The sequence below is a fragment of the uncultured Formosa sp. genome, from assembly GCF_947500765.1.
Taxonomy (GTDB): Bacteria; Bacteroidota; Bacteroidia; order Flavobacteriales; family Flavobacteriaceae; genus Formosa.
This window is the reverse complement of record NZ_CANMTH010000008.1, coordinates 31608-51998: the sequence shown is the minus strand read 5'-3', so window position 1 is coordinate 51998 and position 20391 is coordinate 31608. Positions and strand designations below refer to the sequence as shown.

Annotated in this window: 11 protein-coding genes; 1 reads left to right on the top strand and 10 read right to left on the bottom strand. The window is 31.7% G+C overall.

The features are described from left to right. The 7 genes from Q1B05_RS14010 to Q1B05_RS13980 all read right to left on the bottom strand — a co-directional run bounded on the left by Q1B05_RS14010 (position 1) and on the right by Q1B05_RS13980 (position 10113). Complete coding sequence (locus tag Q1B05_RS14010) at positions 1-1263, bottom strand: MFS transporter (RefSeq protein WP_299781577.1); 1263 nt, start codon at positions 1261-1263, stop codon at positions 1-3. Between the two features lie 43 nt (positions 1264-1306). Continuing rightward, positions 1307-2194, bottom strand: coding sequence for a PIG-L deacetylase family protein (locus tag Q1B05_RS14005; protein WP_299781576.1), 888 nt, complete (start codon positions 2192-2194; stop codon positions 1307-1309). Positions 2195-2203: 9 nt separating this feature from the next. Then, positions 2204-3091 (bottom strand): PIG-L family deacetylase, encoded by an 888-nt coding sequence (locus Q1B05_RS14000; protein ID WP_366944388.1) that lies wholly within the window; start codon positions 3089-3091, stop codon positions 2204-2206. 78 nt (positions 3092-3169) lie between these two features. Then, a complete protein-coding gene (locus Q1B05_RS13995; protein ID WP_299781575.1) occupies positions 3170-4564 on the bottom strand; it encodes a RagB/SusD family nutrient uptake outer membrane protein in 1395 nt (464 codons plus the stop codon). A 17-nt stretch (positions 4565-4581) separates the two neighbouring features. After that, on the bottom strand, positions 4582-8106 hold the full coding sequence (locus Q1B05_RS13990; protein WP_299781574.1) for a TonB-dependent receptor: 3525 nt from the start codon (positions 8104-8106) through the stop codon (positions 4582-4584). A gap of 142 nt (positions 8107-8248) precedes the next feature. Beyond that, positions 8249-9415 carry a FecR domain-containing protein gene (locus Q1B05_RS13985; RefSeq protein ID WP_299781573.1) on the bottom strand — a complete coding sequence of 389 codons (1167 nt, stop codon included), beginning with the start codon at positions 9413-9415 and terminating at the stop codon, positions 8249-8251. Positions 9416-9507: 92 nt separating this feature from the next. Next, positions 9508-10113 carry an RNA polymerase sigma factor gene (locus Q1B05_RS13980; protein ID WP_299781572.1) on the bottom strand — a complete coding sequence of 202 codons (606 nt, stop codon included), beginning with the start codon at positions 10111-10113 and terminating at the stop codon, positions 9508-9510. A gap of 635 nt (positions 10114-10748) precedes the next feature. On the opposite strand from Q1B05_RS13980, the gene Q1B05_RS13975 reads away from it, so the two are divergent. Then, positions 10749-11531, top strand: a complete 783-nt coding sequence (locus Q1B05_RS13975; protein ID WP_299781571.1) for a hypothetical protein — start codon at positions 10749-10751, stop codon at positions 11529-11531. Positions 11532-11747: 216 nt separating this feature from the next. Here the strand turns inward: Q1B05_RS13975 and Q1B05_RS13970 are convergent, their stop codons facing one another. From Q1B05_RS13970 to Q1B05_RS13960, 3 genes are all read right to left on the bottom strand, one after another. Beyond that, the gene (locus tag Q1B05_RS13970; RefSeq protein WP_299781570.1) at positions 11748-13259 is read right to left on the bottom strand and encodes a sialate O-acetylesterase; all 1512 of its coding nucleotides are present in this window, start codon (positions 13257-13259) and stop codon (positions 11748-11750) included. A gap of 11 nt (positions 13260-13270) precedes the next feature. Continuing rightward, positions 13271-17263, bottom strand: a complete 3993-nt coding sequence (locus tag Q1B05_RS13965) for a DNRLRE domain-containing protein (protein WP_299781569.1) — start codon at positions 17261-17263, stop codon at positions 13271-13273. Positions 17264-17588: 325 nt separating this feature from the next. Next, positions 17589-20291 carry a glycoside hydrolase family 2 TIM barrel-domain containing protein gene (locus Q1B05_RS13960; RefSeq protein WP_299781568.1) on the bottom strand — a complete coding sequence of 901 codons (2703 nt, stop codon included), beginning with the start codon at positions 20289-20291 and terminating at the stop codon, positions 17589-17591. Positions 20292-20391: the final 100 nt, after the last annotated feature.

Here is a 20391-nt window from a genome sequence, read left to right as displayed (position 1 = left end):
TTAGCTGTCTTTTTTTAAACTAATTGTTTTATTGGTCACTAAAGGATTAGCCCAAAACCCGATAGACAGAATAAATAATAACGGAATTATTAAGAAAAACATTCCTGTTTTAAGACTAACAAGTTCGCCTATCCACCCCACTATAAAAGGAACAATAGCACCTCCTGCTATTCCTGTACATAAAATTCCTGATAATGATCCATGATGACTTTTTACCGAATTAAGCGCTAAGGAGAATATAATAGACCACATAACCGAGATAAAGAAACCAATTAAAGGAAAGGCTATTAATGCAATTTCAGACGATCCTGTTATCGCTAATATAATGGTGCCAATTGTTATTAAAGTAGCATATATTAGTAACTTACGACTGTCCATGACTTTAAGTAAAAGCAATCCTAAAAGACAGCCTACAGTTAGCATAGCCCAAAAATAGGCTACGGTATCTGCGCCTAATAGTTGCGGATCTATATTATGATATTCGTATAAAAATTGAGAAATCCAATTTCCGATACCTTGCTCTGTACCTACGTAACAAAAAATTCCTAAAAAGTATAAAAGCGTCCACTTATTCTTTAAAAGACTGAGATAAGAACTTTTATCTCCTGCCTTTTCATCTTCATTTTTTTGAACCTTTGGATATTTTACAAAAAAGACAATAATTAGCATGATTAAAGCTATTAGAGAAAACACAAAATATAAAGATACCCATGGTAAATTTTCAGGAACAAGTCCTCTTAAGGTACTCGCCATACCCGAAGCATTGATTTCGTTAGTATTCACTAAATATTTATACAAATAAGGACTAGCAAAAGACGCTAAACCAAAAACGAGTTGAGCTAATACAGAATTAAAAGCAAAATGTTCCTCGCCACCAGCAACTCTTAACATGGGATTTATTACAACTTGTAACACTGCCATACAACACCCTAAACTAAATAAAGTAATTGTAAATGAGATGTAACTAGGGTTAAAAGCAAACCCACAAGAGGCTAACGTCATGACAAAAAACGAAGCGACTAACAATGTTTTATCTCCGTATTTTTCTGCTAAAAAACCAGCAGGAATAGACATAACACCATAAGCTATAAAAAATGAAAATGGTAATAAGCCCGTTAAAGTTAGACTTAAATCGAAACTCTGTTTTACGTCTACAATTATGGAGTTAAGAATATTGGTTATAAATGAAATGACAAAGAATACCAGCATTACCAATATAATTATATGGTAGTATTTCTTTGTTATAGTATTTTGGTTGTTCATATCTGCTCTGTAAATGGATTAATTATTAACTAAGAATGTCTTGTTATTTTAACATGGGGAAGTAGTATTTAATTTCTTCATCAGTAGGTTGTTTACCATACTCACAAATCTCAAAAAACTCGACATATTTCACTTTTGAAGCATCGGTTTTTGGATACCATTTTTTCAATGATTCTTTAGCTGTTTCATCAAATTTGGTTTCTTTTAAGTACGTTGTATTTACCCAATTTAAACGCTCTTTTTCTCCTGTAGGAATATCACTTTCGGTCATTCCCATTAACCATGGCATCCACTCAAAAACTTGAGATTCGTGAGCTGCAAAGGCTTTCTCTTTTTTATCCATAACACCATCTATTACAACAGCAATATCTTTTGAGAACGGATATGGTTTTTGAAAACCATCTTGCATATACAAGAAAATAGGATTCTTCTTTAAAGCTGGTGTATCTGGAGTTACATTTGGCACAATTACTAGATATGCTGCATCTTGAACAACTATACCTGCATTTCTGTGATCTGGATGATAATCGTTAGGGCGTAACCCCAAAACAATATCGGCATCCCATTCTCTAATTTTTCTAATAACCTGATGTCTTACGTTTAAAGTTGGAATAAGCTCTGCATCATGATTATCTAATACATCGTATTCTATGCCTAAAGCCTCGCCTGCTTTTTTAGCTTCTGCTCTTCGTCTTTTTCCTAAAACACCACCTCCCATGTTTTGGTGTCCTGCATCTCCATTTGTTAATGCCAAAAATTTAACTTTATGTCCTAGTTGCGCATAAAGTGCTGCGGTACCTCCAAATTTCATATCACAGTCATCCGGATGTGCACCAATGGCAATAATTCTTAAAGGTTTTTCAGGTTTGTCTTGTGCCAAAGCATTGAAACTAATCACTGCCATACATACTATAAATGTTAGTCTTTTCATGTCTATATATTATTTGTTTAACATTGGAAAAAGTTGTTTTATTTCTTCATCTGTAGGTTGTTTACCATATTCACAGATTTCAAAAGCTTCTGCATATTTTGCGGCATTTGCTTTAGTTGGTCCATACCATTTTGTTAAAGATGCTCTGACATTAGAAGAAATAGATCGTCCCCATATTTTGGTAAGAAATGCTCTTCTTTCATTTTCGTCTTTTGGCACTTCATCTAGTTTACCTTCTGTCCAGGGAAGCCATTCGTAAAACTGAGACTGGTGTGCATCTAAGGCATTCATTTTAGTTTCAAAAACACTAGTTATATCTACAGCGATATCTGCTTTAAATTCGTTTGGCTTTTGAAAGTGATCCTGTAGATATAAGAATACTGGATTTTTCTTTAATGCGGGTGTATCTGGTGTTACATTTGGAACAATAACTAAGTAGGCAGCATCTTGCACTAACACACCTGTATACCTATGATCTGGGTGATAGTCTACAGGCCTATGTGTTAGAACAACATCTGCATTCCAATTTCTTATTTCTCTTATAATTTGATGTCTTACATCTATAGTAGGAAAAAGTTCGCCATCATGATTATCTAAAACGGTATACTCAATTCCTAATCGTTTTCCTGATTCTTGAGCCTCACTGCGTCTTATTTTAGCAAGATGACCTCCGCCTTTTGCATAATGACCAGCATCTCCATTTGTGACTGACACAAACTTAACGTGATGTCCCATTTTAGCAAACAAAGCTGCTGTTCCGCCCATTTTATTATCACAATCGTCTGGATGAGCGCCAAATACGATAATATTTAGTGGTATATTTACTTCTTGTGCAGTAACTTTTAAGCTAAAAAAAAGGCACAAGGCAACCATACTTTGAATAAACGTGTTTTTCAAAATCTTGTATTTTTAAATTTGTAAATTGTAATTTAATTTAGCCACCATACTATTTATGATGGCTAAAGAAGGAGCTATTTAGTTGGAGTTTTGTACAAAGTTTGTGTTAATGTCCATTTCTCTTTGAGGTATAAAGAACAGATCTCTTACACTAGATGCAGCAATTATAGGTTCTGCTTCACTCACTTTTTCTGCAGCAACACCAAACCGTTTTAAATCTGGCCATCTGTGATTTTCAAAAGCCAGTTCTACTTGTCTTTCTTCTAATAGTTTTTCACTAAAAGTTCCTGGAGTTGTAGCACTTATAGGATCTAAGCCTGCGCGATCTCTAACTTGGTTAATTAAACTATAAGATTCGTCTGTTTCTCCTAACGCTTCAGCAAGCATTAATAATACATCTGCATATCTAAAAACAACAAAGTTTATTTCTGCATCGTATTCTGTTGGAGGATCACTTTCATATTTTCTAACATAATTAGCATCTATGGTTTCTCCTTCAGCATTTATATAAGTTGCCCCCATAGAAGATGTAAAACGCGCATCGCCATCTACATAAGAGGTTTCCATTTCTGAAGTTGGTCTATTTCTACCATACCCCTGTCCGGTTTGTAAAAATGCACTTGGAGAAAAATCGTTGGTAAAAGCACTTCCTTGACCTATTCCTCCACTTACAAATTCGACTTCAAAAATAGATTCTTCATTATTTTCATTAGTAGCTCCCCATAAATCTGCATAATTTTCAACTAAACTATAGCCATAGCTTGCTTGTATTCTTCTTAATACCGTTGCAGCTTCAGAATTTTGATTGATTGTTAATAATACTTTTGCTAATAATGTTGCTGCTGCACCTTTCGTTGCTCGTCCTAAATCACTAGCAGAATAAGACGTACTTAAATTAGATTCTGCTGTGGTTAAATCTAAAATTAATTGTGTATAAACTGTTGAGGCATCTACCTGTGTTAACTCTTCTCCTGTTGTAAAAGGTTCTAATTGTAAAGGTATATTACCATAAGCAACGGCTAAGTGATAGTACATTAAAGATCTTAAAAACAAAGCCTCTCCTATGATTCTTGTTTTAATACTTTCTGTCATTTCTACGCCTTCAATTCTAGATAAAATAACATTACAGTTAGCTATTACAGAATAAGATCCTGTCCATGCTGCAGTAACTTGTTCGTTTAAAGCATCTTCTGTAAACGCATTTATTTCGGTAAATTGTCTTGCTAAACCTGTACCATCTGCACCTTGATCTGTATTATCTCCTCGCATCTCGAACATGGTCCAATAGGCACGCCCATAAACTCCATCGTCCTGCAAACCTGCATAACTTGCATTAATTGCTGAAATAAAATCATTTTCTGTAGTATAAAAATCGGCTTCATTTCTATTAGAAATTGGAGCTAAATCTGTAAAATCGTCACTACAAGCGTTTAGTGTAATTAAGGCTATTAAGCATATATATATTTTTTTCATATTGCGTTGTTTTTAAATTAGAAAGAAAGATTTAATCCCACAGTAAATGATTTGGTTAATGGGTAAGCTCCATAATCTTCTCCAGGTGTTAAACTACTTGTAGGGCTATTACTTACCTCTGGATTGTAACCTAAATAATCTGTTATAGTAAATAAATTAGTTCCTGTTACAAAAAAACGTAGTCTATCTATAGATTCTCCAAACACTTCTTTACTGGGTAAAGTATACCCTAAAGTCATGTTTCTTAATCTAATAAAAGAACCATCTTCAACTTGAAAAGAAGAAATTCTGTTATTATTACCATGATTTCCAGATAATCTATCTGCTCTAGGAATATTTCCATTTCCAGGATCTGCTTCAGATTTCCATCTATCATTAAAAACGGCATAAGAGTTAAAGTTTGCTTCTCCATTTTTTAAGTGTCTAGATGTTAAATTTAAAACTTCGTTTCCTTCTACTCCCTGAATTAAGAATGTAAAATCTACACCTTTATAGGTAAATTTATTAGACACTCCCCATGTAAAGTCTGGAAAATAACTCCCTGTTACTGTTCTATCGTCTGGAGTTATTTCTCCATCACCATTTACATCTTTAAACCTAAAATCTCCTGGTCCTGCATTTGGTGCTTGCGTATCTACCGGAGCATTTTGTATCTCTGCTTCGTTTTGATAAATACCATCTACAACATATCCATAATAACTACCAATAGCTTCACCAACTTTAGTTATGTGTCTAATTCCAGCACTACCAGTTGAAAATATTGGCTCGTTATCTCCGTTAAGAGATAATACTTCATTTTTATTTGTTGAAAAATTAAGGCCTGTTTCCCAAGTAAATTCTCCAACTAAGTTTCTACTTTTTAAAGCAATTTCAAAACCTTCATTTTTAACTTCACCAATATTTTGTAAAGTGGTTTCGAAACCTGAAACTGAAGTAATCCCAACGTTTAAAAGTAAATCTGAAGTAATGGTTCTATAGTAATCTGCTAATAAAAATATTCTGTTATTTATTACCCCAAATTCAAGTCCTACGTTAGTTTGTGCAGATTTTTCCCAAGTTAATTCTGGGTTTGGAATGGTAGATTGCATTAAACCGTTAGCCTCATTTCCGCTATAGTTATAATTATTAGGAGATAATAAACCAATTGCCCCATAATTAGGAATTTCAAAATTTCCTGTTTCTCCCCAACTAAACCTTAGTTTTAATTCTGATACAAAACTTAAAGATTTCATGAAATCTTCTTCACTAACTCGCCATCCTGCAGAGAAAGAAGGAAAATACCCTGTTTGATTGTTTTTCCCGAATCTAGACGAAGTATCTGATCGAAATGTTCCTGTAAACAAATACTTATCGTCGTAACTATAATTTATTCTAAATAATGCTGAGGCTAAAGACCACTCTTCTCTTGCAGAACTACCTGCAAAAACCTGACCTCCACTTATGGTATGGACTAAATCATCTGGAAAATTATCTGCTTGTACTTGTTTAATAGTTATAATATCTTTTTGAGCAGAATATCCAGCTACGGCATTAAAATAATGTACGCCATATTCTTTTTCCCAGTTAAGTGTGTTTTCCCATAACCAATTTAACTCTGTAGAAGAAGAGGCTTGTGCGTAAGATTCTCCTTCTGTAGCTTCTCTATAAAGCAAAGTATTTGCTCTATAAAAATCTCTATTATAAAGATTTACATAAGATCCTCCAAACGTTTTTAATGTTAAGCCTGGTTGTATTTCGTAAGATAACCCTAAAGATGCTCTGGTTTGAAATTGAAATAATTTATCGTCTACCGCATCAATTATAGCAAGAGGGTTACTTGCTGTTGTGGTACCACCACCTAAATGAGATTGATTATTTGTTTGATTTGGAGAACCATCTGAATTATATGGACTTACAGTTGGTGATTGTACCAAAGCAGAATATACAATTCCTGGTGGTCTGGCAAAATATGGTGCAGATGCTGGTTGTCTTTGGTTTTCTGTAATTGTTGGTGTTATTCTTAAATCTAATGTAAATTTATCGTTTAACTTAGAATTTAAATTAAGCATTAAATTATAACGTTCGAAACTCGAATTAGGAATAATTCCTTCTTGTTTAAAGTAACCACCCGAAGCATGATAACTTGTTTTATTAGACAATGGCGTGTCATAAGACAAATTATAACTTTGAATAGATCCTGTTTTAAAAATTAAATCTTGCCAATCTGTATCTGTACCGTCCCAATTAAGAAAGGATTCTGGCATTTCATAATTCTCATTACCTCTATCTCCTGGTCCTATAGGATCGTCTGCAGAAGCACCTGGATTATCTGATAAATACGCATTGTTTCTAGAATCTCTTGTATAGTCTATTAATTCTTCAGAGTTCATTAAATCTACTTTATTAGCTACACTTTGTACTGTATAAAAAGTATCGAAAGACAGTCTTCCTTTATCTGAAGAGGTTCCGTTTTTAGTTGAAATTAACACCACACCATTACCTCCTCGAGAACCATAAATAGCTGCTGCAGAAGCATCTTTTAAAATTTCTATTGATGCAATATCATTAGGATTAATTGTTGCTAACGGATTTACAGGAGGTGCTTGAAAAGATCCTCCTCTTCGTGCTAAATCTCCTTGAATCCCTAACGTTGTTAAATTTTTAGATATCGGAATACCATCAACAACAAATAATGGATCGTTACCTGCTGAAATAGATCCTGATCCACGTACACGTATATTAGGACTAGATCCTGGTTCACCAGAAACCTCTTGCACTTGTACTCCTGCAACTTGTCCTACAATAGCATTCTCTACACTCACTGCTGGAATATCGGCAATTGCACTAGGCGATACGGATGCAACTGCACCTGTTACTCTTTTTTTAGATAATGAACCATAACCTACAACTACAACTTCATCTAAGGCTGCTGCATCTGGAGTTAATGTTACAGTTACAGATGTTTTTCCAGAAACATCTATATGTTGTGTTTTATACCCGACGTAAGAAACTATAATAACAACATCTCCAGTAGGAATATCTAATTCAAAATTCCCATCGATGTCCGAAATTACACCTGTGCTTGTACCTTTTATATGGGCCGTAGCTCCAGCAAGCGGAAATCCTGTATCGTCGAAAACGATACCCTTTAGTATAGATTGAACAGCTTCTACACCTTCTTTAATAGACTTGTTAGTCTCTTCTAAATCGTGAAGTTTTTTAGTAACAACAATTTGATTAGAAGTAATTTTATAATTTAAATCAGAGTTTTCTGATAATTCATTTAATAATTCCGACAAGCAAACTTTACCTGACTCTAAGTTTATTTTTTTATGAACATCTATTTCTGATGTTTCGTAAAAAAAACGATAACCTGAAGATTTTGTTATGGTTTCAAATACTTTATCGAGGGGTTTGTTTTTTAAATTAACAGACACCATCTCGTTTTGATTATTTAAAACTGTAGCATTCACATTAGTAACAAAAAGGAGCAGTATAAAAAAGGATGCTTTTGTTACATGTGTAACATTTGGTCTTTTTATTTTGTATAATTTTCTTTTCATAAAGTTATTAATTATTTAGGTTGGTAAATTGTTGTTATTCTTGAGTCAAGAAATGAGTATACGTTTTAATGTAGCTATTAGACTCAAATTAATTTGAACCTCTTAAAACGTTACTTTTCATATTTTTCATAAAATCATATTATTATTGTTTAGGGTTAGTTATTATTATTGTTTTCCCTTTTCTTGTATAAGAAAAGTTTGTGTGCATTTTAATTGTATTTAATACCTGTTCTATACTATCTTTTTGGAAGCTTCCATTAAATCTTAATGTATTTATGTCGTCAAAATGATTTGTTATAGATATGTTGTAATGGCGTTCTAATATTTTTGTAATATTATCAAATCGCTCATTTTCAAATACAAGCACACCTTTTGTCCATCCTATATATTTTTCAACGTCTACATTTGTAATCTCAATAGTATCAGAATTTGTAGTAAGCAATGCTTTTTGGGAAGGTGTTATTAATTGAAAAGTATCTTTATTATGTTCTGCTGTATTTTGTTTAACCCCTACAGAACCTTCAACTAAAACAATTTCTGTACGACATTCACCTGAATAAGAAGAGACATTAAATTGGGTTCCGTAAACTTTAACCAAACTCCGTTTTGACCCCACTAAAAAAGATTGTTTTTTATCTTTAGCAACATCAAAATAAGCTTCTCCTTCTAGGTATACCGTTCTTGGTTTATCTTTATTAAATGCATTTGGATACTTTAATGTTGAACCTGAATTTAAATAGACTTGTGAACCGTCTGATAAAATGACTTTAAATGTTTTTCCGTAAGGAACTTTAAGAATATTCTGATAATTACTACTTGATTTCTTAGCTGTTAAAGCTGTCTTGGTATATTTTAAAATACCGTGTTCTAAAACGGCAACATACTCCCCGCTTGCTGTAATAACCTTATCTTCCGATAAGTTTATAGACTCGCTATTTTTATTAAGAATTTGTAAAGACACCTGATTAGGATCTAACGGAATACTATTATAACTGTTTTGCTTAGAGAAATAAAATGTAGCAAAACAAACACCTATTAAAATCGCTGCATATTTTAAATAAGGCATAAAAACTTTGAAATTACGCGTTTTTGTATCCTTATCTATTTTGGTTAAAAAGTCGTTAAAAGCAGATTCAGAATCCACACACTTATATTCTATATCTATAAGTTGTTGTGCTTTTACAAACTCTTTAAATATTTTTTGATTTTTCTTTGTTTCAACCCATTTATATAGTTGTTCTTTTTCTGAAGCTGTGGCTTCTGAATCTAGATACTTTATAATGGTTTTTTTAGCGTTGAATTCTTTCATTTTTAACAAAAATATTAAACATATATAGCTAAGACGTATTTTTTATTGAATACCCCCACTGTAATTGACAATATTTTTAAAATAAAATGAAATTAGTTTTTAAGAAAGAAATCTTTGTTTAAATAACTGATAAGTAAAAACACTGATCCTGAGCTTTCTTTTAGGTTTTCTCGAAGTCTTTTTAAAGCTTTAGTCATATGTCTTTCAACAGTTTTAATAGAGATATTAAGTTCTTCAGATATTTCTCTATATTTTAAACCGTCTTTTTTACCTAATAAAAACACTTTTTTACACTGTTCTGGCAACTTATCGACTTCGGTAATTAAAAGATGAAGCATTTTATCGAAATCTACTGCAGGAGACTCAACCATATCATTAACTACTTGATATTTTAGTTGCTCTATAAGAAGATTGTTTTTGGTATGTTCGCGTTTTAAATCTATAAACAAATTATATGCAATTCTGAACATGTATTTTTTTAAGGAGTATTCAATACTTAAAGATTCTCTTTTATTCCAAACTTTTATATACGCTTGTTGTACGATATCTTTAGACACATCCATACTTCCAGAAATTGTATTTATATAATTACATAATTCTGAATAATACAACTTATATAGGTGCTTATAAGCAGCCTCATCGCCTACTTTCAACCTATTTATAAGTATATCTTCATTATCGTAATTATATAAAATCATTCAAGTAATTGACAAATTGTTTCTAAAACTACCTATTCTTTTCTTAAAACCTACACATTTGGAAAGTTAATTAACAAAAATTCATTATCTAAAATTAACAACTCAAAAAACAACTAATTATAAAATTATGAGGTAAAATACTATGAATTCTAAAAATCAAGGGAATAACTCTTTAAATCTTATCTTTTATCTAAAAACAGAACTAAAAAATAATTGATTTTAAACTTATTCTAATAAATAAAAATATAATATGTTGTGCTTATACTCGTTACATTTTGGTAATCTGACAAAGCTTTTAACATAACCACTACAATTTTAGTACACGATTTTAAATTCATTTTTTTAAACTATAAAAGCTCCTCTCAAAACTATTTATAAAAGAAGTCCTTAATTAGCAATTTTTTATACTGAATTGGACTACAAAAAAAGTTAAATATCTGAATTTCAGAATATATATGCTTTTTTATCTTTAAATTTAAGTTGATTAGAATTTTGACAGTTTTAATATTAAATTTTTATGAATAAAACACTTTAATGGTTTAGAAATTCAGGAACTCTCTTATTAATTAAATTAAAATTAAAAAATGTTGTAACGAATTTCAATAATCATATGTAACGTTTAATCCCTTTGTATTATGATAGATATTGACAACTCAACTCGCGACATTACCGATTCTCCGCCTTCTAAATTAAATTCAAAATTTACTTTAAAAGAAGGTACCGAAGCTAACAGATTATACGAAAAGCTAAAAAAAGGCACATTAGATTTACTCATTCCTGATCATTTTGATGTTCCAAGAATATCAAAAAAAATAAAACAGGCTTTACCTGATAAAAAAAATATTATGATGTCCTTTCAACATCGTAAACCTTGCCTTGATTTACAAACAAAAATAGTAGGTAATGAAGATTTTACAGATGCTACACCAGATATTCTTACCATGAATAAAATGAAAGTACCGGTTGGTTATGTGCCTATAAAAGCTGTTTTACGATATCAAGTAACTACAGATAACGAAAAAGCAATACAAATTAATTTTAAAGTTGGAAATACATCTAAAACTATAAAACCTTTTATAGAAGGAAAAAAAATAACAACTAATAGTAATAAAAATTGTACCGTTTTCAGAGGTGAATTAGAAATTAGTTTAGGACATTTTACAATAGAATCTGAACCTACTATTGCATGTATGAATGAAAACAACGAAATTCCTTTTTCTATATTTATACGAGAATCTAAACAACATTCGCTTGATATATTAATAGGGTGTGAACTTCAGAAATCTACATCTAACAATTGGCCTTTAAAAACTTACAATCGATTAAAAGAAAGATACAATCAGCAACAAGAAGATTATGAAATAAAATTTCGTGAACAACAACAGCTAAATGAACATTCGTTGTTTGATATGATTTAAAATACATTGATTAATTACACAAAAAAAAACAGAACTACTGAAAAAAAATTGATTTCAATAGTTCTGTTTTTTATATAAAAATAATACTCTTATACGGCTTCCTTATTAGCATTAAATAAAAAAATAGAATATAACACTTTTCTAATATCTGACATAAAAGTTTCTATAATCGATTCAATATTAAATGTAATGTCTTTACACCAATTCTTGATTGCTTTATTTAATCAACACTCTAAATGAAGATGCTGGTAAATCTACATTATTGAATAAATTTGCATATTCCATTTGTTCTGCCCAACCGTAGCGAAGAATAAACGGTTTTTGAAGATCTTTAATATTAAAAATCAGTTTATCATTTTCAATTACGGGCGTTATGGCATATGGATCTTTATGGCTTCCATTAGATTCAAATTCAATAATTTCAAATCCTTTAGGAGCTCCTTTTGTATGTAATCCAGATTCAGCGAAATCAAAATTCACATACAAGGTGTCTGCATCAACATTAGTATCTTTAAACAAAGGTCCCGAAACAATTATATTGTTAAAGTTATAGCTTTTAGTTAAAGCCCAATTTGCTAAACGCTCTCCTACAGGTTTTTTGTTGGTTGGGTGAATATCGTTCATATTACCAACATCCATAGTTACCACCATTCCTGTATTATCGACTTCTCTATACACTTGTAATTGAGCTTCCATAATATCTGAAACTTCCTCAATACTTCCTTTAAAAGGTGCTATCTGAACAAAATAAAAGGGTAAATCCTTATGCCAAGCTTTTCTCCAACTACCTATCATTGATTTAAATAAATATGCATACTCGTCATGCCATTTTCTATTGGTTTCCCCCTGGTACCAAAGCACACCTTTAATACCAAAATTTGTTAACGGATTTATAAGTCCGTTGTATAATACACTTGGAGCTCTGTGTGGTCTGGCTTTTATAAATAAAGACGTAGGCATTTCTGGTTTACTTGAAATAATTCCTTGTTCCTTGGCCTCTAATTGCGAGTAATAACCAATAGAATCTACGGCAAAATTGGCTTCCCATTCTTTATAGCGCTCTAAAGCGACATCTAATTTAGGGTCCTGTTTAAGCAGGTCGTGTGGCGTCCAATTATCGGCTGCAGTACCTCCCCAAGCGACTTCAATAATGCCTACTGGCACATTCATCTCCTTTTGTAATTTGGCAGCAAAAAAGACACCAATTGCAGAATATTTTTCGGCTTTATTTGGGCGAACTGCTGTCCACTCGGACCCCGGAATATCTAACAATGGAGTATTACTTACTTGGCGTTTAACGTCCAAATATCGAATATTAGGATAATTAGCTTTAGCAACTTCTTCTTTACCATTTAAGCTTGACCCCAAACTAAACACCATATTAGATTGTCCGGAACACACCCAAACTTCACCTAATAAAACATCCTTTATTTGAATTGTGTTACGCGATGATTTTATTTTTAACGAATAAGGCCCTCCAGCCTTACCCGTTAAAATTTCTGCTTTCCAAATACTATCGAGACCTGTTTTTGCGCTTATTTTTTCTTTAGTCCAAGAGTTAGAAATAGAAATCGTTTCTCCTGGTATTGCCCAGCCCCAAATCGGAACTTGCGTTTGCTGTTGCAAAACCATATGATCTGAAAAAATAGCAGGCAATCTTAATTGTGCATTTACTGTAGTGCCCACAATACATAAAAAAACAAGACAAAGGGCTACCTTAAACTTCATAACTCTATAATTTATTTAATAATTAATTTTTTATTAAAAATTTGATTATTTGAAACTAATCTTAAGATATAAAGTCCAGCATTTAAATCTAGATTCTGTAAATTAAACTCTATTGAATTTACAGTTTTGTTACTTTCTGCTATATTTAAATTAATAACTCTTCCTTGTAAATCTATAATTTGAACTAAAGTTGAATTTGATATATTAAAATTAGAAGGAAAAGTTACTTTAACCCTATTTTGTGCTGGATTTGGGCTAATAATTATATCTCCTATTTTTTCCGAAATATCAGTTATAGAAAGCATACCTCCTGTTGTTCCTGTTTTACCTATAATTATAGATGAAACATTATCGGATACATTTGTATTAGACAAGCAATCTTTTGAGTTACTAATTAATTCAGATTGTCCTTCTTGTTGTCCTGTAAAAAGTAACGCTTCGTACCCTTCTTCCAATTGTAATGAACGAATTGCATTATCATGAATACCTAATTTTTCTAATTCTTGCAAATTATAAATCCCTGCTTTTAAACTTACTTTATAACCTGCAAAATCACATTGCGAATATACTAAAGCAACACTTGCATTTACTCTATATACATTTTCTAATATTTCATCGGCATATAATCCTCCTAAAACACGTTGACTAAATGTATCAAAATGCGGATCTTCTAAATCTCCATTTATAGGAGCTAAATCATCCGATTTAACAAAACTTGCCTGATTAATATCATCAGAAATACTACTAATTACAGTATTAATAGGTACTGAAGCCGCTCTCCATTTGTTAATTTCTCCAGCTACAAAAAATGCATTCTCTCCTAAATCTGTTCTTAAATCAGAAACTAATTGTTTCAATTTTTGCATATAGGTACTACTAGAATTCTGGTTTGATTCTCCTTGATGCCAAATAATTCCCTTGAACACACCATCTTTCTTTGCTTCTAGTAAACGGGCAACGGCTTCTTCATATAAATCTAAATCGTCTGCTCCACTGTAGCCCTTTTCCCATAATTCAATTTTTGTTCCGCCTCGTGCATTTACAACCAGTCCTATACCTCTATTTGTATAAGCTGCTAATTTTCTAGCAAACGTATAACCTGGATTTAATTTTTGATATTCAATATCTTTTCTAACTGTTGAATATTTATTTAATGGTGCTTTTGCATTTTCCCAATTTGTCCCGTCAAATAAATATGCATTCTCTAAAGGCACTTCATCTAAATCTCCAATTTCTCCACGACCTGCCATATTAGACTGTCCAATTAGTAAGTATACATCAAATTCATCTTTAGAAAAACCTCCGGGAGTGTTCGCACTACTTTCATTACTAAATTGATGTACGCCCATATCAATAGTTCCAGAAGTTGGTACTGTATTTCCAAAATAATCTATTGAAACATTTCCTGATATTTCCATTCCTGAACCAATTGCAGGTGAATTAGATGTAAGCTTATAGCCTTCTGGTCCTGCATTAACAGCCACAAATAAAGGATCTGCATATAAAGCATTATTATCGGTTGGGACTGTAATACCCGAACCTACTTTATAAAATAAATTATTAGAGAATGTATTTCCTGTACTTGCACTCACATTATAGCTGTGATTATCCCCTTCTAAGTAATAAATATTATTGTAATAATTTGTAGTCGCTGGTTTTCGTCTCCATTGTTTATGAAACATCAAATCTACACCTTCTTGTTCTGGAGACAAATAAATAACGTTGTTATGAAATGTAGTATTGGTTATTTGTCCCGATAGTTTGAATACAAATTTCTCTCCATTTTCACGAGCAACTAAACCATCACGTTCTATAACATTGTATCTAAAAATAGTATTATCGTTAAAAGAATCATTAGATCCTCCTCCAGTTGCTAACATACCATAAGCATTATCATGTACATAGTTATATTGAAGAATGGTATTTTTAGTTCTGAAATCACTATCTAGTCCGCCAGCATCTTCATCTTCTATATTTCCTTTTGTAAAACTGGACTCGTTATACTGAAATATAGCACCATCTGTATTAAAATTAAACGCAGCATTACCAGAACCTTTTATTGCAGATTGGTAAAATAAGTTATGTTCAATCATTGGGTCTTTTGCGTTTCTTAAGATCAATGCATTGGCACCGGATCTTTCAAAAATATTATTTCTAACTACAAAATTTAAAGTAGGCGTCCAGTTTCCTGCATCTGTTAAAGTTCTATCATCCCATGTACTTACGTTTGACATTCCTGTTCTATCTACATCATAAATATGACATCCTTCAACTAAAAAATCATTGTAATACGTAGGCACCAAGACTCCTTTTATTTCCATATAAATTCCACCATTGTTCTTATCATCATTATCTCCATTTATACCGTGTATATCTAAATTAACCAAATGAATATGATTAACTTCCCCTAGATCTTGTGCATTAATTCTAACTCCCACCTTATTTGTGTTAGGTGTTAAATCGTATCCAGCAGCAGGGTTTTCATACCAGTCTGTAATGTTTTTAGCTTCCCATGCTTCCATAGAAATTCCGCCTTCTTCTGACGAGTCATAATTGGTTATTTCTAAATTTCTTATCTCAACATATTCATTACCATCTAAATGAATTGTTTCCGTTGCACCTGCACCATTAATAATAGGTTTATTTCCATCTCCATAACTTGACACAATAATTGAATTACTAGACTCTCCTGAACCTTTTAATTTTAAAGTTCCTGTCCAAGACTGTCCTCTTTTAAATAAGATTCTTGTACCAGCACCAAAAGTTATTTCATTTATTTTTTCTAAACTTTTCCATGCAGTATCGGGAGTGTCTCCATTATTAGTATCGTTTCCATCAACATTATCTACATAATATATCCCACTAACAGGTGTGTCTTGATCTGGTATATTTGTTGGCACCTCAAGGAGTTCTAATACAGGATGTAAGTTTGTATTTTCTTTTGTATTAAAAGTTATTCCATTATTAGCACCTTCAAGATCTAAAACACTTAGAGATAAAATTCCATCTGTACCTTGTTCTGCTAATTTTGAAATAACATGAGAAGAAATATCCCATTCATAATATTTATTTAATTCATCAGGTAAAATTTTAGTCGTTCTTAAAGGACTAGTATTTATAATTGTAGGATACATATTCCAAGTAACGGTGGCTTCATCCCAACTATTTTCTACTGCTAGTACAGATACATTTATATCTGGTGTAGAATTATTTGTACCCACAACATATAATTTTAGTCTTGCTGTCCCTACTGAACTGATTTTATCTGGATCTATTAGATTTAAATCAAATTTTAGAAGTCCTTTCTTAACATAGCTATTATTAGAAGACCCTCCTTTTACTTGTATGCTTGAATCTGTTCCGTAATTAGTATCTGCATTTGTTCCTCCAATTACCATAGCATCATCGATAACCTCTAAAGCTTGATAATTTTCTATTTCACTACTAATGTATAATTGGGGTTTGTTGGCATTAGAAGATTCCTTAGTATAAAAACGTGCTAATTTATTATCTCCATTTGAATCAGACAGACTTAAAGAAACGCTTGTTTTTCCGTCTGAGATAGCATCTTGAACAACTTTCGTAATTTGCCATTCGACATACGCATCTAAAGTTACTTTTTGACTTCGAATAGCTGATAATTCTGCGACTGGCTTATTATCCCAAGTCAACGTATTTTCACTCCAGTTTTCATCGGCATTAAAAACGCTAATTTCCATATTCGTGCTCTGTGTATTATAACAATACAATCTTAATTTTGCTGTTCCAACATCTGCCAAACTTAGATTAGAAATGTCAAATTTTATAAATCCAGAACGTGTATAAGCACTTGTTGATCCTGTTTTGATTAACATTTGTTCTGGTTCTGTATTATTTAATACTTCTGAAGATTTTCCTCCATCAGCGTAAGTATCATCTGTTGGACTCAATGTTTGAATATTTTGGGCAACAAGACTGGAGCCCACTGTTACGAGTAACAGTAAAAGTGTGTGTAATTTTTTCATTTTGGTTTTAATTAGTTTATTATATAGTTTATTGTAAAATCAATAAAATTGAATTTTTAGCCGTATCTCATTATCCTAACATTTAAACACAATAATTTAATTACCAAATACTTAAACACATATCTACACTAAAAATTGAAAACAAATACTCATACTTTAATGCGATAGTATTAGCACAAAACGCCCTACCCTATTCTTTATTATAGGTTTTTAAGTGATAAAAAATGTAATGTTATATTATGAGATATCTTTACAGATGAACTATAGTAATAAGAGCCACTACTTCATTGTAAATTGATAATTCTCGCTAAAAAAATGCTTTTAATTACAAAATTTTTCTTATTTGTATGGTATTTAGAATAGGATTGCCTTTAATTTTTTCAAAGTCTAAAATAATTCCCATACCCTCTGAGACAATAACTTCGTATTTTCTTGTAACAGCACGTTCTACTCCATACTGTTCTGTAATATTCAAGTCTTTCTCAATATAATTGCCATTAATAAGAATATTAAAAACACGATCTGAAACATGCTCTGATACTTTATCGTTTCCTAGATTATATACCAATTTTTCATGTTCTTTATCTGATACTAATTCTGCCCATCCTAAAGACACAATATATTTACCATCTGGCACATCTAATTTAAATTTTTCGATTCCAACACGTTGTGTCTGGTAAATTGGATCATTATTAGAATCTATAATATCTAAATCTGAACTAGGTAAACTTCCATATTTAGTTTTGGGTCTAAAAGGCTCTCCACCAACATAGCCCCAACTACCTGCAAAATATTCTTGTTCTGGAATCCATACTTGAGATTTTACTTTATCTTCAAAAATACGTTTAGAACCTAACAGAATATTTAGATCGTAAAAATCGTCTTTGAATTCTGAAAATTTATTTGGAGCCAATCTAAAATCAACATCTAATACATCTGTATATGTTTTTGAATTCATAGTGGTTGTTGCAACAAATACATTTTTTCCGTTTACAAAAGGCACAGAAAATCTAGCTATATTATTTATAACCTTAGCATTATAGTTAACTGTATTATGCGTCAATTTAACAGTGTCTCCGTTACTGTAAACAGTTATGGGTTGAGTACAATAATCTGTTCCAGGATCTGCAACTCCTCCTCTAATTTTCCATTCGTTCTGACCAAATTTAATTACGGGATTTGCAGATAAGTATGATTTATATAACCACCACGTATCTTTTTTCTCTCGGTTTAAACTTGTAATTCCTTTTAAATTTGTTCGTGGTTGTGCATACCCTCTAGACTCTGAATAAAAATCGTTTAAATTCCACATGGTTGCTCCCACAATAAAAGGTCTCTTTTTTAGAGCTTCAAGATAATGTTCATGATATTTATTTCCATATTCAACAGTATAATCAAATCGTTCTGGATGAAAAGAATGTAAACGCGGGTGCACATCTGCACCATATTCTGTAATTATAATGGCTTGATTTGGAAACAACTCATGTAATTCATCTAAGGTTGAATCAAAACTAGTTAGTTTTCCAGAATACCACCCTTGATATAAGTTCCAACCAAGTATCATGGGTACAGCTGTTAAACCAGCTTCTTTATATCTTGTAATGGCTCCGTGGTTTGGAATCATTGTATATCGGTCTGGATCTAAAACTCTAATTTTACTTTCAATTTTTGAGGCTAATTTTTTAACATTATCGGTATATACTTTATAACGCTCTGCTTCTTTCTTTTGATCGAATGGTAATCTTAAAAGGACTTCATTCATATACGCCCAAATAATTAAAGAAGGATGATTAAAATTTTGTTTCATCATCTCCTCAATCATAAGTAAACTATTATTTGTAAAGGCCTCAGATTCTGTAATGGCATTCACAATAGGTATTTCAATAGATGTTAAAATTCCTAATCTATCACACATTTCTAACACTGTTGGATCTTGAGGATAGTGAGATATTCTTAAAAAATTCCCTCCCATCTCTTTCAATAAACGAATATCTCTAACATGCATTTCGTCTGTTAGCGCATTACCTTTCATTAAATAGTCTTGGTGTCTATTCGTTCCTATTAATTTTAAATATTCTCCATTAAGAAAAAATCCTTTTTCGGGATCAAACTTAAACCAACGCAGTCCTAAAGGCTCTAAAGATTCGTCTAAAAGATTTCCTGTTTTAACATCTTCAATCTTCGTATTTACAGTATATAAATACGGATGATTAGGCGACCATAATAACGGATTTTCAATCAGTAATTCCTCTGTAACTTGTTTACCTTTTTCGTTCTTTTTAAGCTTAATTTTTTTATGACTTGTTAACACAACTTGTCCTTCTTTATTGAGAACTTTAGTTATTACACGAACAGATTTATTTTGATTTGTTTCATTATTTAATAAGCTTTTAACTTCTACTTTCGCTAAGGTTTTAGAAACCTCTGGAGTAGAAATATACACTCCAGAAGAACTATAATCATCCATAGAAAAATGAACATCATTTAATTTTATTAAGAACACATCGCGATAAATACCTCCAAAGAATGTAAAATCTGCAGATAATGGCGGAACATCTACATTATGACTATTATCTACTTTTACAGCGAATGTGTTTTCTTGATCGTACTTTAAAAATTTAGTGATATCGAAATGAAATCTAGAATATCCTCCTTTATGCTGACCAACCCATTCACCATTTACATACAAGTCTGTAACTTGATTAACTCCTTCAAAATAAATTAAAGTTTTAGTACTAGCATACGCTACTGCTTCAATAAACAGTGTTTTTTTATACCAACCTATACCTCTATAATATCCCGGAGTGTCGTCTGTAGCATCTATATTATTCCATGTATGTGGTATCGTTACGGTTTGCCAATGCTTGTCACTTTTTGCAGACTCTTGAATTACATCTGCTTTAGAAATATCTAAATCGCCCTGATAAAATTTCCAACTATTGTTAATGGTAAACGTTTCACGTGATTGTGAGAATACACTACACACTGATACTATTGCTATTAGTAAAATATAAAATTGTTTATTCATTTTAATTGTCTTTTTTATCATTTGTTTTCAAAAGCACTTTTACATCCTTTTGTTTGAGTACTGTATTGCATTTATTTTTAATCCAATACTCTTTATCGAT

What these genes read in the sequence shown, in the direction of transcription:
- Q1B05_RS14010 (WP_299781577.1), bottom strand. Translation starts at nt 1,263, where the DNA reads ATGAACAACCAAAATACTATAACAAAGAAATACTACCATATAATTATA.
- Q1B05_RS14005 (WP_299781576.1), bottom strand. Translation starts at nt 2,194, where the DNA reads ATGAAAAGACTAACATTTATAGTATGTATGGCAGTGATTAGTTTCAAT.
- Q1B05_RS13995 (WP_299781575.1), bottom strand. Translation starts at nt 4,564, where the DNA reads ATGAAAAAAATATATATATGCTTAATAGCCTTAATTACACTAAACGCT.
- Q1B05_RS13990 (WP_299781574.1), bottom strand. Translation starts at nt 8,106, where the DNA reads ATGAAAAGAAAATTATACAAAATAAAAAGACCAAATGTTACACATGTA.
- Q1B05_RS13985 (WP_299781573.1), bottom strand. Translation starts at nt 9,415, where the DNA reads ATGAAAGAATTCAACGCTAAAAAAACCATTATAAAGTATCTAGATTCA.
- Q1B05_RS13980 (WP_299781572.1), bottom strand. Translation starts at nt 10,113, where the DNA reads ATGATTTTATATAATTACGATAATGAAGATATACTTATAAATAGGTTG.
- Q1B05_RS13975 (WP_299781571.1), top strand. Translation starts at nt 10,749, where the DNA reads ATGATAGATATTGACAACTCAACTCGCGACATTACCGATTCTCCGCCT.
- Q1B05_RS13970 (WP_299781570.1), bottom strand. Translation starts at nt 13,259, where the DNA reads ATGAAGTTTAAGGTAGCCCTTTGTCTTGTTTTTTTATGTATTGTGGGC.
- Q1B05_RS13965 (WP_299781569.1), bottom strand. Translation starts at nt 17,263, where the DNA reads ATGAAAAAATTACACACACTTTTACTGTTACTCGTAACAGTGGGCTCC.
- Q1B05_RS13960 (WP_299781568.1), bottom strand. Translation starts at nt 20,291, where the DNA reads ATGAATAAACAATTTTATATTTTACTAATAGCAATAGTATCAGTGTGT.